Below are 12,848 nucleotides of genomic sequence, written 5' to 3'. Positions count from 1 at the left end.
CGACGGACTCTCCGGCCGAGGTACCGATGCATGGGCCCAGACCGCACCGTCGCCGAGGCCGATCAACCCGAACGGCGGCACGTGCGGAAGGTATCCGATCGCGCGCCACACGGAGAGGAGCACGAGGCCATGCGAACTCTGATCGAGAACGCTGCGGTCGTCACGATGGACGACGTTCTCGGCGACTTCGAACGAGCCGACATCCTCGTCGAGGACGGTGTCATCGCCGAGATCGGAACGGACCTCGGCGTCGGCGATGCCGAGCGAATCGACGCCTCGTCGATGATCGCCATGCCGGGCATGGTCGACACCCATCGGCATACCTGGCAAACGGCGCTGCGCGGCATTCTGGCCGACGGGAACATCCTCGACTACCTGAGGGGATTCCGGCTGCAGATGGCCACGATGTACCGCCCGCAGGACATGTATGCGGGCAACTACCTCGGTGGCCTCGACTGCCTCAACTCCGGCGTGACCACATTGGTCGACTACTGCCACAACATCGTCACCGACGACCACGCACACGCTGCTGTCGCCGGACTGCGCGACTCGGGAGTGCGCGCGCTGTACGGACATGGCCTCCTGCCCATCACGTCGAACACGTGGTCGGAGACCCAAGGCGGGCTGGAGGAGTCGGCGGAAGAGGGGAACTTCGCCCGGCGCGCACGTCTGGCGCGGGAAATCCGCGATCAGTACTTCCCGAGCGAGGCTCAGCTGCTGCGTTTCGGCATCGCCCCGCAGGAACTGGCCATCGCTCCCTTCGGGGACGTCAAGCGCGAATTCGAGCTGGCCCGCGAGCTCGGCGCACGCATCACGTTCCACTCCAACCAGGTCCTCGTGCCCAACCTGTTCAAGGACATCGAGGTGCTGCACGCCCACGACATGCTCGGCAGCGATCTGCTCCTGGTACACGCGACATTCAGCACCGAGAGCGAATGGCGCCTGCTGCGGGGCACGGGCACCACGGTCTCGGTCTGCGCCGAGACCGAGATGCAAATGGGCATGGGATTCCCGGTTATCCGTGAGGCCACCGATAACACTCCCGGACCGAGCCTGGGCATCGACTGCACGAGCAGTACGGGCGGCGACCTGATTTCGCACGCGCGGCTCGTCCTGCAGGCGACCCGGTGGCGAGACGATCAGGAATACTACGTGCGATCGACGACTCCGACGGTCATGCGGTGGAAAACGCGCGACGCCCTGAGGTGGCTCACCGTCAACGGGGCCCGCGCCGCTGGCGTCGACGACGTGGCGGGCACCCTGGCTCCGGGCAAGCACGCCGACATCGTTTTGCTGGACATGTCGGGTGTCAGCCAGGCCGGCTGGAACCGCTCCGACCCCTGCGGCGCGATCATCGCGCAGGCCAACTCGGGCAACGTGCACACGGTGCTGGTCGACGGGCGGGTGGTCAAACGTGACGGCCGACTGGTGCACGTCGACGTCGACGGCGCGCTTGCGACGCTCGCGGAATCGCACGACTACCTCTACGACCAGATGGCCCAGCACGGCGGATTCATCCCGCAACCTCCCGCCGAGCTGCCGGTGTTCAATCGCTGAGTGCCAAGCCCTGCCTCCACATCACATGATCGCGGTTCCCGGGCAGGGAATTTTTAGTCCAACGTCCTGAATGGACCAGACGACGGACGACGGCGCGTCGTCGTGGCGGCGGATGCTGGCGCCGATCGGAAAGATCAAAGCGACTCATGCGCATGATGCATCAATCCGCTTCGGATGTGATTTGAGTACGCGGCCCGCACTCCCTAGCGTCGGTGACGCACCTCACTTGACCTGGGACGAAGGAATCCACGATGCCGCGGCGGAAGAGCATCCAGCTGGAAAGTTTTTCGCACGAGAATCCCGTCCCCGCGGCATGCCGGCTCGGCGGCCTGCTGTTCACCGGCGCGATTCACGGCGGTGGCCGCGGCAGCGACCCGGACCAGTTCTCCGACGACTTTGCCGAGCAATGCGGGCAATCGGTCAGGCGCCGAAGACTGTTCTCGCGCACGGCAACGAGTGACGACGGCAAGTTTTTAGGGTTCTTCTGTCCCGGCGGCGAGTGCGCGCATGCGGGACCGGCCCGCCGCCGGTGTGGGAGGGGAGGTGCAGCGGCGGCGGGCCGGAGCTTGTATCAGCGGATGGGTTGTCGGTTCAGATCGATGACACTTCCGGTGCGGAGTTCCGGCGACTTTTCATATGTGGTGGCGTTTTGGCATACCTCACAGGGCGCGCCGCCGCCTTGGTACATCACGAACGCTAGCGGGAGCATTTCGCGGCAGGCGCTTACGTGGTACTCCGTAACCTCGGCAGGGGTCTGGGATTCGGATTCGATGGTTTGGATGAATCCGCCTTCGGAGGCAAAGGCGTGGCTGAGGGCGTCCAGCCCGGACTGCCGCCAGGTGTATTCGTTCATGGCGATGCTTTCTGGTCGTGCTGCCCCACGGGCAGCGTCTTCTTGGATGGGCGAGCGGTCCCCGGTAGCGTCTGCGCCCACGCTGGGCACCAGCGCGGGATCGCCTGGGGGTCCGCGACGCGGGCGTGTCCGGACGGCATCTGCCGTGCACCGATTGTCCTTCTTCTCATCGCAGATCTCGATCAGCGTCAGGACGCATGCCGAGAAAGTCAGCAAGAACAACCCGGCAGAGTCTGTTGAGAAATAAAGGTTTCCTCGAAGTGATGCGGCGTATGGGGCCGTGGTCGCGGGCACATACGCCGGCCCTCTCCAGAGGTATCGGCACCCGCTGGGGGACGTCCGCGACGACACGAAGCGCTGCGGTAGCTGACGGGTCTCAGCGTTGCAACCACCACCGACCGGCTCGGGAAGTTCGGAACTCACGAGGCGATCCCTTCCACAGTGCTCAACTGGCCGGTCACGGTGCCGAACCCACGGTTTGCCACAGTGGAGGGCGCTGGGGGCAGCAGCCGTTGCGCATCCGTAGGGTGGGCACGTGCACAGTCCTGGCACTTGGTCAGAGTCCGTGCGGAGAAGCTCTCGCCGTTGAACGGAAACGCTGGCGAGTTGCACGCTGACCAGTAACCGACCCGGCCACAAACGTCAATCGGCCGGGCACCGGCGAAGATCCGGTGCTCAAGGTCCCGGAAAACGCCCACACCGACCATGTCGTGCTCGGCCGGGGGCAGCCCGGTCTCGGCGCCAACACCGGTCATCAGACGGCCCTCCTCTGCTCGGCGGTGAACCCAGTCAGCTTGTGCTCGGGCAGAAGGGCGACCTCCAGTAGGGACAGGATCATCGCGCACCACTCCGGGACTTTTGCGGGCGCGCCGCGCGCCACATGCCGCCGAGTTCGTTGAGGCGATCCAGCCACGGAGAGCCCGACTCCTTGACCCCATCCGAACCGTGCTCGCGCCGGTACAAAATCGTGAACTCCTGGCTGACACGGTCCCGGAAAACATGCACGACCTCGCCACGGGCACGCTTGCGCTGCATCGCGTACTCCAACTGCGGATGCACCTCCCGAACCAAGTCCAGGAAACCCGGCTCCTCCAGCGGAGGCAGATGAGCAGGACGTTCCTTCACATCGTCGCTGTCGGCCAGCAATAGCAGCGGCACGACTGCGTGTGCAGGACTCACCGTCATAGGGGGATCACGTCCTCGACAAGGTTGGTTGATCAGTCGTCCACTAAAACCTGCTGGGGCTTGCACGTGCCGAGCTGCTTTGGAGCGTGTCGAGCACCCGCCGAAACATCTGCGGCCTCTGCCGAATTCAGCTGATGCTCGGGGTGTCCCCAGCATCGGCACGCTGATCGTGACTTCGGCGACGGCACCGCGCGGTCAGGCTTGTGCGGTGTTCGCCGCTACTTCGCGGGCCAGGACCTCGGCCTGTTGGGTGGCTTGGTCACGTGGCATCGGGGCCATGCGACCCGCCGCGTCCACATCCCGCCCGGAATAACCCATCTTCAGGTTCAGGTTGCCGACAACGATGATGTAATCGACACCGTCCGTCGTGGTGCTGCGCACCGTGTACTCCCCGAAGCCCAGCACGCGCTCGAAGTCATTCGGCGAGTCTTCGCTGAGCCGGTCCAGCTCTTCCAACGCCCCATCGGAGCCGGATCTCGTATCACTGCTGCGGTGCAGGCTGACGTGCAAGGACAGTCTCCGTTCCAGCGGGTGCGCGCCTTCTGACCCCAGATCCCGGTACGTCCACGCGCAATAACCCGTGGTTTCCACCGACAGGGCATCGGTCTGCAACGACGCTCCGATCACCCGACTCGCCGTCGCCGGCGAGACCAAGTCGCAGATCCACGGCAACGCCTTGTACCGGTCATGGACCGGATCCAAATTGGAGTTTTCGCCGCATCCGGCCGCCAGCAGACCCAACGATGCCAGCACCACAACCGGCCACAGCGGAGTCAAGCTCCTCATTAGGTGTCAGTCTCCTTGGGACACAGTTGAACCGCTGGGCCGCCGCCACGCCGTTGGGACGGCGGCCCGGTCACGGCCTGACTCCGGCGACGACGCCAGTCCAGGCCGAGTCCATAGCCTGCGGCGAGATCGAGGAAGGCCAGTGCTCCCGCAGCGCCCGCCAGCGCTACTTCCCCAGCTCGAACACCTTTACCGCAGTGGGTAAACAGCTCAACGAGAACGCCGACGGTCTCATCCGGCAGCGAGAAATGGGTGGAGCCCGGCGAAATGTTCCACGTCGGCCGCGTACGGCCGGTAGCGGACGGCGTAGCTTTCGCGAAAAGTTTGGGCAAATACGGAGGCCACCGCAGGGGATGTCCAACAGCGCTTCCATTTCCACCGCAGCCTCCGTCGGCATCAGTCCACGGGCTAGCGGAGCGCGTTCCTTCCGACATGGAGGGCACGCTATGAGGTGGTGTGATGAGGTTTTGTCCTGTGAGGACAACTGACCTCAAGATCACCCGGTAGGGGAAACTCCCATCCGCCAGGCGAGTCCGCGCAGATCGCGGCCGCCGGCATCACGCCGGGCCTGCCGAAGCAAGTCCGCCACGGTCTCACGCACGAAGATGTTGTTACGGATCTTCTGCGGAGCAATCGACTCGGCCTTGATCAGTGACCGTATTCCCTGCTCCCGCGTTCGTTTCTCGCTGGCCAGCGCCCGGCCCAGGTCCGCGTAGAACACCGCGCGACGAGCTTTGGCCGGCAGGGGCAGGGCGTCTGGGCGCACGTGACGGGCGATCTCGGCGACCTTCGCTCCCTGCCCGAGTTCGGTTCCCAAACTCACCCGCCAGATCCCCACGTTGTCCGGACCGAAGTAGAGATATCCGAAGTTGTCGTGCCGTTCGGGAAGCCGCGAGGCCAGCTCTGTGGCCTCGCGCAAGTGATCGCGGGTGGTGTCTGCGTCCGACTGTGCCGCAGCCGCTAGAGCGGCATTGAGGTGCAGCATTCCGGCGGCCTGGAGAGCATTGGAGCAGTCCAGGTGAGGAGTCAAGGCGTCTATTCCGCGAACGCTCATCCCGTACTGGTGCGTGCGGCCCTGAGCCCCGGCGACGTTCCCCCGCAACCAGATGCCGAAGCCCAGCCATTCAGGCCGGTCCAGCTCTTGCGCACAGTCCTCCGCGAGACGGGCGGCCACCACCGGCCATCCTCGAACGCCGAGGTTCTTCGTCAGCACTGCGGCGGAATAAAACGTGTGGAGCAGACCTACCAAGACGTTCTGACGCTCATTCGGTTGTTGCACGTAGGCGGCGTGCAACTCGGTCAGCAGCCCCGGCACTACCGCACCCAGGGCGGCGTAGTCTGCGTTGGCTCGCAACGTATTGTTGAGGTGATCGACCTCGGCCGCCAGCGCCGCCCACGGCCTGGCCTGGACACCGGGGTCCACCCCCAGGTCCAGCGACGACAGCGCCGTTTCCACTTCCCGCAAGGCCGCGTGTGCGTCGCTTCCCACGGGATCGCTGGGCGCGTAAGGCGTTCCGGTCAACTCACCAGGGTCGATCCGGAGCGCGTTGGCCAGCGCCTCCAGCGTGGCGCGCGAGGTGACTGGCTGCTCTCCCCGCTCGATCCGGCCGAGGTAGCCGAACGAGATCCCCGCGAGATCCGCGGTTTCCTTCAGGGAGAGCTGACGCCAGGCACGCACCTCACGAAGGCGACGGCCCAGGGCCTTATCCTCATGGTCCATCGGGGTACACCCCTCTCGACGAGCGGCTGGAGCCGATCTCAACACACCACGGTACCCGATCTCGTCTAGTGTTCGTCACGTCAGAAAAACCAGTTCAGATAGTGATCACGGCAGCACCCGTCACCCGTGCTGTACGTAGCGCATGGCAGCTCTTTTCCCGTTCGCTTACCACCCATGACATCGCGACCTTCTCCTCACCGCAGGCTCAACGAAGGCCAACGGGCAGTTCTTGTCAGCCGAGTACAGCAGAAAAGTGCTCTTTCCAGTATTGGCCACTGGCGGGCCATTGCTTACCGCCCGAGCGAGGTCCAGAAAGTGACATTGCGTTGTGCGGGGCAGCGGACAGCGGCATGGCAAGGCCGACTAGGCTCTGCAGCAACATCACAAACTGCCGGGAGGTACCCGTGATTTGTGCGGTCATTTTCGACGTTGGTGAGACGTTGGTAGACGAGACCAGAGAGTACGGCACCTGGGCCGACTGGTTGGGGGTCCCGCGTCATACATTCTCTGCGGTGTTCGGTGCGGCCATTGCCCGCGGTCAGGACTATCGACAGGCCTTTCAATACTTCCAGCCGGGCTTTGACCTAGGCCAGGAGCGCCAGCGCCGAGCCGATGCCGGGCAGCCCGAGAGTTTCGACTCCGACCTCGCCGACGTGAGCACCCGCACGCGGTCCTCAAGCATCCGAGCATGTGGCGTGTGGGACAGTTCCCTGAGGACAGAGGGGCAACCGCCGGATGGTGTTCCCCTCGAAGGGAAGAACCTGTGTGGGAACGCGCCCCTCGGCATTGTTTCGAACGGCAGCCGCGCCGAAGAGTGTGTCGTAGAACTCCGGTTCGATCACCGCGACGGTCAGGATGTCGCCACACAAGGTCAACGCATCCAGCGTGAGGCCAAGACACCACACCTGGATCCTGCCGTCGACCTGAGCCGCATCCATGCTCGCGAAGGGCTCCTGCTGGACGTAGCGTATCGTCTTCCGCTGCCGTCATACTCGACTTGCCCCAGGAGTTCTTCGGCGTATTCCCGCTGAATATTGCGCCACAGCGAGAAGTCGGCGCGCAGCGCGGACGGAAAGACACTGGGAGGAAGGCCAGTGCTCCCGCAGCGCTCGCCCCCAGCGGGCATCGCAGTGCTTCCACCAGCGGCCCACCACTGCTCGCAGGCGCTGGCTCATGACGGACTCACCGCACCCGTGGGGCACCACGCTTCCGCAGTGACGCAGCCCCGTGAACGGTCAATTCCCATTCCTGTCCCGTGATCGTGATTCACACGCCGTCATGAGAATGACTACGCCAATTGCGATATAGCGCCGGCAGTCATAACCCAGCCACGAGCGAGAAACAGGTAGTTTTTCCTGTCAGGCAAAGAGAGTGCATCGAACAGTGGTGCATCGACACTGGTGCATCAGTGCGCGGGAGGAGCACGATCTCTGCTGTCCCGACGAAGCCACCAGCGCTACTTCCCCAGCTCGAACACCGTTACCGCAGTGGGTAAACAGCTCATCGAGAACGCCGACGGTCTCATCCGGAAGCGAGAAATACGTGGAGCCCGGCGAAATGTTCCACGTCGGCCGCGTACGGCCGGTAGCAGACGGCGTAGCTTCCGGGAAACTTCCGGGCAAATACGGAGGCCACCGCAGGGGATGTCCAACAGCGCTTCCATTTCCACCGCAGCCCCCGTCGGCATCAGTCCACGAGCTAGCGGAGCGCGTTCCTTCCGACATGGAGGGCACGCTACGAGCTGGCGTGATGAGGGTTTGTCCTGTGAGGACAACTGACCTCAAGATCACCCGGTAGGGACAACTCCCATCCGCCAGGCGAGCCCACGCAAATCACGGCCGCCGGCATCACGCCGGGCCTGCCGAAGCAAGTCCGCCACGGTCTCACGCACGAAGATGTTGTTACGGATACGCTGCGGAGCAATCGACTCGGCCTTGATCAACGCCCGGATTCCCTGCTCCCGCGTTCGTTTCTCGCTGGCCAGTGCTCGGCCCAGGTCCGCGTAGAACATAGCGCGACGGGCCTTTGCCGGCACGGCCTCAGGGCGCACGTGACGGGCGATCTCGGCGACCTTCGCCCCCTCCCCAAGCTCGGTTCCCAAACTCACCCGCCAGATCCCCACGTTGTCCGGACTGAAGTGAAGATATCCAAAGTTGTCGTGCCGTTCGGGAAGCCGCGAGGCCAGCTCTGTGGCCTCACGCAAGTGATCGCGGGTGGTGTCCGCGTCCGACTGTGCCGCAGCTGCTAGAGCGGCATTGAGGTGCAGCATTCCGGCGGCCTGGAGAGCATTCGAGCAGTCCAGGTGCGATGCCAAGGCGTCTATTCCGCCTACGCTCACCCCGTACTGGTGCGTGCGGCTATGAGAGCCAGCGGTGTGTCCCCGCAACCAGGTCGTAAAGCCGAGCCATTCAGGCCGGTCCAGCTCTTGCGCACAGTTCTCGGCGAGACGGGCGGCCATCACCGGCCATCCTCGAACGCCGAGGTTCTTCGTCAACACTGCGGCGGAATCAAAGGTGTGGAGCAGACCTACCAAGACGTTCTGACGCTCATTCGGTTGTTGCACGTAAGCGGCGTGCAATTCGGTCAGCAGCCCTGGCACTACCGCACCCTGGGCCGCATAGTCCGCAGCGGCTCTCAACGTATTGTTGAGGTGATCGACCTCGGCCGCCAGCGCCGCCCACGGCCTGGCCTGGACACCGGGATCCACGCCCAGGTCCAGCGACGAGAGCGCCTTTTCCACTTCCCGCAAGGCCGCGTGTGCGTCGCTTCCCACGGGATCGCAGGGCGCGTAAGGCGTTCCGGTCAACTCACCAGGGTCGATCCGGAGCGCGTTGGCCAGCGCCTCCAGCGTGGCGCGCGAGGTGACCGGCTGCTCTCCCCGCTCGATCCGGCCGAGGTAGCCGAACGAGATCCCCGCGAGATCCGCGGTTTCCTTCAGGGAGAGCTGACGCCAGGCACGCACCTCACGAAGGCGACGGCCCAGGGCCTTATCCTCATGGTCCATCGGGGTACACCCCTCCCGAATCGGCGAGGCCGCTCTCAACACGCCACGATACCCGATCTCGTCGCGTTTCCGTCACATCAGAAACCAGGTTCAGATTGGGGATGCAGTAGCCAGCTTGCCGGTGTGCAGCTGCGCACCGCATACATCCCGACACCTAGCACGCGTGCGAAGTCGTTCGGCGAGTCTTGGCTAAGTCCCCCAGCTACTCCAGCACCCCATCGTCCTGTGCCGCATCGAGGGTTGTGCCCAGTTGATGTCGTGGATCAACACGGTGGCGATGCGGCCGATCGCCCGGATAGCGGGACCCAACTACGCGGGCCTCGGCGAGATCACCCAAATGCGGGCAATCGGTCAGACGCCGAAGACCGTTCTCACGCACGGCAACGAGTGACGAGAGACGGCAAGCTTTGGGGGCTCTGCTGTCCCGCGGGCGAGTGCGCGCACGCGGGACCGGCCCGCCGCCGGTGCGGGGAGGGGGAGTGCAACGGTGGCGGGCCGGAGCTTGAATCAGCGGACGGGCTGTCGGTTCAGATCGACGACGCTGCCGGTGCGGAGTTCCAGCGACTTTTCATAGGTGGTTGCGCTTCGGCACACCTCACAGGGCGCGCCGCCGCCTTGGTACATCACGAATGCCAGCGGAAGCATCTCGCGGCAGGCGCTTACGTGGTACTCCGCTACCTCGGCAGGAGTCTGCGAATCGGATTCGACGGTGTGGATGAATCCGCCCTCGGACGCAAAGGCGTGGTTGAGGGCGTCCAGCCCGGACTGCCGCCAGGTGTACTCGTTCATGGCGATGCTTTCTGGTCGTGCTGCCCCACGGGCAGCGCCTTCTTTTCTTGGATGCGCGGGCGGTCCCCCGGTGGCTTCTGAGCCCACGGTGGGCACCTGCGGGGGATGGCCTGGGGGTCCGCGACGCGGGCAGATGTCCGGACGCACGGCAGGCCAGTGCTCATGCAGCGCTCGCCGCCAGTTGGCATCGCAGCTCTCGCCCCAACGGCGCAGCACCGTTCGCAGGCGCGGAATCACGACGGACTCACCGCACCCGTTACCGGGTCTGGAAAGCAGGATGCGGCGGTAGCGAGCAGCCCATCGGCGATCTGTCCACAGTGTGGTGTCGGGAGATGATTCCTTGGGGCGAGGCGTGGTCGATCAGCTCGGAGGTCGTCTGACTCGGCGAGGGCATGACGTGCACGGTGCCGAGGTTCGCCAACGAAACCAACAACCGGGGTCCCACAACTGTGGTTGTTGCGGATTTCGAGGGCGATTTCAATGGAAACCAACGCGCCGATTTCCATTGAAATCGCCAAGGTCATTTTCAGTCCTTCCATCCAGCGCACCGTCTCCGGGTAGGCGGGCTGAGGGGTTAAATGCTTGTAGACAAGAGTCTTGGCCTTGTAGTACGGGAGACATCGAATTCTGTTGAGAAATAATGGTTTCCTCGAATGCAGGCGGCGTACGCAACCAGCACCGACCGGCTCCGGAAGTTCGGAACTCACGAGGCGATCCCTTCCACGGCACTCAACTGGCCGGTCACGGTACCGAACCCACCGTGTGCCACAGCGGAGGGTGCTGGGGGCAGCAGCCGTTGCGCATCCGCAGGGTGGGCACGTGCGCAGTCTGGCACTTGGTCAGAGTCCGTGCGGAGAAGCTATCGCCGTTGGACGGAAACGCTGGCGAGTTGCACGCTGACCAGTAAGCGACCCGGCCACGGACGGCAATTGGTCGGGCACCGGCGAAGATTCGGTGCTCAAGGTCGCGGAAAACGCCCACACCGACGATGTCGTGCTCGGCCAGCATTAGCAGCTGCACGACTGCGTGTGCAGGACTCGCCATCATAGGGGATCACGTCCTCGACTAGGTTGGTTGATCAGTCGTCCACTAGGGATTGCTGGGGCTTGTACGTGTCGATCTGCTTTGGGTCGTCGGGCTCCGCTGAAACACCTGCGGCCGACTCCCGAGTTCAGCTAGTGTTGGGGTAAGGAAACGAGGCAGAAGCTCGGGGTGTCACCGGTTTCGGCACGCTGGCCGGGACGTTGGCGACGGCACCGTGTGGTCAGGTTCTTGCGGTGTTCGCCGCTATTTCGCGGGCGAGGACCTCGGCCCGTTCGGTGGCTTGGTCGCGTGGCATCGGGGCCATTTGACCCGCGGCGTCCACATCCCGCCCGGAATACCCCATCTTCAGGTTCAGGTTGCCGACAACGATAATGTAATCGACACCGTCCGGTGTGGTGCTGCGCACCGCGTACTCCCCGAAGCCCAGCACGCGCTCGAAGTCATTCGGCGAGTCTTCGCTGAGCCGGTCCAGTTCTTCCAGAGCCCCATCGGAACCGGATCTCGTGTCACTGCTGCGATGCAGGCTCACGTGCAGGGACAACCTCCGTTCCAGCGGGTGCGCGCCTTCAGACCCCAGATCCCGGTACGTCCACGCGCAGTAACCCGTGGTTTCGACCGACAGGGCGTCGGTCTGCAACGACGCTCCGATCACCCGACTCGCCGTCGCCGGCGAGACCAGATCGCAGATCCGCGGCAACGCCTGGTACCGGTCGCGGGCCGGATCCAGATTGGAGTTTCCGACACATCCGGCCACGAGCAGACCCACCGACGCCAGCACCACAACCGGCCACAGCGGAGTCAAGCTCCTCATCAGGTGTCAACCTCCTTGGGACACAGTTGAACTGGTGGGCCGCTGCCACGCCGTTGGGGCGGCGGCCCGGTCACGTCCTGATTCCCGGCGACGACGCCAGTCCAGGCCGAGTCCATAGGCTGCGGCGAGCTCAAAGAAGGCCAGTGCTCCCGCAGCGCCCGCCGCCAGCGCGCATCGCAGTGCTCCCACCAGCGGCCCAGCACTGCTCGCAGACGCCAGATCATGACGGACTCACCGCACCCATCACCCGCTTTAGGCTGTGTGTCGGGGCCGGCGCCCTGCGCTGAGGTCCGATAGCTTCGGTGACGTGGTCCGAGCTAAGTGTTGTTTCTTCGCGTGTGGCGAGCGTGGTGTGCCTGCGTAGCGGGCCAGTGGCTCGGGGTCGAGGAGGACAACGGTCTTGTCCGCCTCAAGCCGCAGCCAGCCGCGGTGTGCGAGGTCGGCCAGCGTCGTGTTGACGGTTTCCCGTGCGGCGCCGATGTACTGGGCGATCTCTTTCTGCTTCAAGCCGTGATCGACACGGATTACCCCCGCCTCCCGGTGACCGAAGCGCTGCGCGAACTGCAGCAGCGCCTTGGCAACGCGGCCGGACGCCCGAGTGAATGCCTGGTCGTACACCATTTCCGTAGTGCGGCGTACTCGGCGTGCCTCCATGCAAAGCAACTGTTCGGCGTTCTCCGGGCGGACGGAGATCCACCGCCGCAGCACCGCGCGGTCCATGCTCAACGCACGAACCTCGGTTACCGTGGTCGCCGTCGAGGCCCGCGGACCCGAGTCTAAAAGGGACAGTGCGCCGAACATGTTCGACGGCCCCAAGACCGCCAGCAGGTTCGTCCCGCCATCCCGGGTTTTGCGCCCCAGCTTCACCTTGCCCGACTGAACGATGTAGCGCCGGTCGCCCGGCTCGCCCTCGGCGAAAATCATGTTTCCTCGCGGGAACTCCACCGGTTCCAGCGACTGGGGGAGTGCTAGTGTCGGCTCAACACCCTGGAATATGCCAGCTCGGGCCAACGTTTCATCCACCGCTGAAGTCCTTGTCCACCCGTTACGTCCACCGCCCGGCCGGCAACGGCGTCCCATTGCTGGCAGGGCGAATGAA

At 64.5% G+C, this 12,848-nt stretch carries 12 protein-coding genes and 1 pseudogene; 3 read left to right on the top strand and 10 right to left on the bottom strand.

The window, feature by feature from the left end:
- The first annotated feature begins 129 nt into the window (after positions 1-129).
- The gene (locus BJ970_RS32410; protein WP_184731320.1) at positions 130-1,557 is read left to right on the top strand and encodes an amidohydrolase family protein; all 1,428 of its coding nucleotides are present in this window, start codon (positions 130-132) and stop codon (positions 1,555-1,557) included.
- Positions 1,558-2,128: 571 nt separating this feature from the next.
- On the opposite strand, the gene BJ970_RS32405 is transcribed toward BJ970_RS32410, so the two are convergent.
- The 5 genes from BJ970_RS32405 to BJ970_RS32385 form a co-directional block, all read right to left on the bottom strand.
- Entirely contained in the window at positions 2,129-2,410 is a 282-nt protein-coding gene (locus BJ970_RS32405; RefSeq protein ID WP_184731310.1) for a hypothetical protein, read from the bottom strand.
- A 419-nt stretch (positions 2,411-2,829) separates the two neighbouring features.
- Positions 2,830-3,165 (bottom strand): hypothetical protein, encoded by a 336-nt coding sequence (locus BJ970_RS32400; protein WP_184731308.1) that lies wholly within the window; start codon positions 3,163-3,165, stop codon positions 2,830-2,832.
- Positions 3,166-3,244: 79 nt separating this feature from the next.
- Positions 3,245-3,589 (bottom strand): hypothetical protein, encoded by a 345-nt coding sequence (locus BJ970_RS32395; RefSeq protein WP_184731306.1) that lies wholly within the window; start codon positions 3,587-3,589, stop codon positions 3,245-3,247.
- A gap of 201 nt (positions 3,590-3,790) precedes the next feature.
- Positions 3,791-4,381 (bottom strand): hypothetical protein, encoded by a 591-nt coding sequence (locus tag BJ970_RS32390; RefSeq protein WP_184731304.1) that lies wholly within the window; start codon positions 4,379-4,381, stop codon positions 3,791-3,793.
- 496 nt (positions 4,382-4,877) lie between these two features.
- A complete protein-coding gene (locus BJ970_RS32385) occupies positions 4,878-6,101 on the bottom strand; it encodes a helix-turn-helix domain-containing protein (protein WP_184731302.1) in 1,224 nt (407 codons plus the stop codon).
- A 404-nt stretch (positions 6,102-6,505) separates the two neighbouring features.
- Here BJ970_RS32385 and BJ970_RS38475 point away from each other — a divergent pair, with 404 nt between their 5' ends.
- Positions 6,506-7,132 carry a hypothetical protein gene (locus BJ970_RS38475; protein ID WP_312864579.1) on the top strand — a complete coding sequence of 209 codons (627 nt, stop codon included), beginning with the start codon at positions 6,506-6,508 and terminating at the stop codon, positions 7,130-7,132.
- Positions 7,133-7,887: 755 nt separating this feature from the next.
- Here the strand turns inward: BJ970_RS38475 and BJ970_RS32375 are convergent.
- Positions 7,888-9,105 carry a helix-turn-helix domain-containing protein gene (locus tag BJ970_RS32375; protein WP_184731300.1) on the bottom strand — a complete coding sequence of 406 codons (1,218 nt, stop codon included), beginning with the start codon at positions 9,103-9,105 and terminating at the stop codon, positions 7,888-7,890.
- A gap of 253 nt (positions 9,106-9,358) precedes the next feature.
- Between BJ970_RS32375 and BJ970_RS32370 the strand changes: the two genes are divergently transcribed.
- On the top strand, positions 9,359-9,496 hold the full coding sequence (locus tag BJ970_RS32370; protein ID WP_184731298.1) for a hypothetical protein: 138 nt from the start codon (positions 9,359-9,361) through the stop codon (positions 9,494-9,496).
- A gap of 116 nt (positions 9,497-9,612) precedes the next feature.
- Here BJ970_RS32370 and BJ970_RS32365 read toward each other — a convergent pair whose 3' ends face one another.
- The 4 genes and pseudogenes from BJ970_RS32365 to BJ970_RS32350 all read right to left on the bottom strand — a co-directional run.
- Positions 9,613-9,894: a hypothetical protein gene (locus BJ970_RS32365; RefSeq protein WP_184731296.1), complete on the bottom strand. Its 282-nt coding sequence runs from the start codon at positions 9,892-9,894 to the stop codon at positions 9,613-9,615.
- A 233-nt stretch (positions 9,895-10,127) separates the two neighbouring features.
- Positions 10,128-10,601 carry a hypothetical protein gene (locus BJ970_RS32360; protein ID WP_184731294.1) on the bottom strand — a complete coding sequence of 158 codons (474 nt, stop codon included), beginning with the start codon at positions 10,599-10,601 and terminating at the stop codon, positions 10,128-10,130.
- Between the two features lie 557 nt (positions 10,602-11,158).
- The gene (locus BJ970_RS32355; protein ID WP_184731292.1) at positions 11,159-11,749 is read right to left on the bottom strand and encodes a hypothetical protein; all 591 of its coding nucleotides are present in this window, start codon (positions 11,747-11,749) and stop codon (positions 11,159-11,161) included.
- A 354-nt stretch (positions 11,750-12,103) separates the two neighbouring features.
- Positions 12,104-12,772 (bottom strand): annotated as a pseudogene (locus tag BJ970_RS32350) (Crp/Fnr family transcriptional regulator); the annotation flags it as partial.
- Between the last annotated feature and the right edge of the window lie 76 nt (positions 12,773-12,848).

It is taken from the genome of Saccharopolyspora phatthalungensis (assembly GCF_014203395.1).
GTDB classification, from domain to species: Bacteria; Actinomycetota; Actinomycetes; order Mycobacteriales; family Pseudonocardiaceae; genus Saccharopolyspora; species Saccharopolyspora phatthalungensis.
Note: the sequence above shows the minus strand (reverse complement) of the source record. Positions and strands in the feature narration are given on the sequence as shown.

What these genes read in the sequence shown, in the direction of transcription:
- BJ970_RS32370 (WP_184731298.1), top strand. Translation starts at nt 9,359, where the DNA reads ATGTCGTGGATCAACACGGTGGCGATGCGGCCGATCGCCCGGATAGCG.
- BJ970_RS32385 (WP_184731302.1), bottom strand. Translation starts at nt 6,101, where the DNA reads ATGGACCATGAGGATAAGGCCCTGGGCCGTCGCCTTCGTGAGGTGCGT.
- BJ970_RS32365 (WP_184731296.1), bottom strand. Translation starts at nt 9,894, where the DNA reads ATGAACGAGTACACCTGGCGGCAGTCCGGGCTGGACGCCCTCAACCAC.
- BJ970_RS32390 (WP_184731304.1), bottom strand. Translation starts at nt 4,381, where the DNA reads ATGAGGAGCTTGACTCCGCTGTGGCCGGTTGTGGTGCTGGCATCGTTG.
- BJ970_RS32405 (WP_184731310.1), bottom strand. Translation starts at nt 2,410, where the DNA reads ATGAACGAATACACCTGGCGGCAGTCCGGGCTGGACGCCCTCAGCCAC.
- BJ970_RS32375 (WP_184731300.1), bottom strand. Translation starts at nt 9,105, where the DNA reads ATGGACCATGAGGATAAGGCCCTGGGCCGTCGCCTTCGTGAGGTGCGT.
- BJ970_RS32410 (WP_184731320.1), top strand. Translation starts at nt 130, where the DNA reads ATGCGAACTCTGATCGAGAACGCTGCGGTCGTCACGATGGACGACGTT.
- BJ970_RS32400 (WP_184731308.1), bottom strand. Translation starts at nt 3,165, where the DNA reads ATGACCGGTGTTGGCGCCGAGACCGGGCTGCCCCCGGCCGAGCACGAC.
- BJ970_RS32355 (WP_184731292.1), bottom strand. Translation starts at nt 11,749, where the DNA reads ATGAGGAGCTTGACTCCGCTGTGGCCGGTTGTGGTGCTGGCGTCGGTG.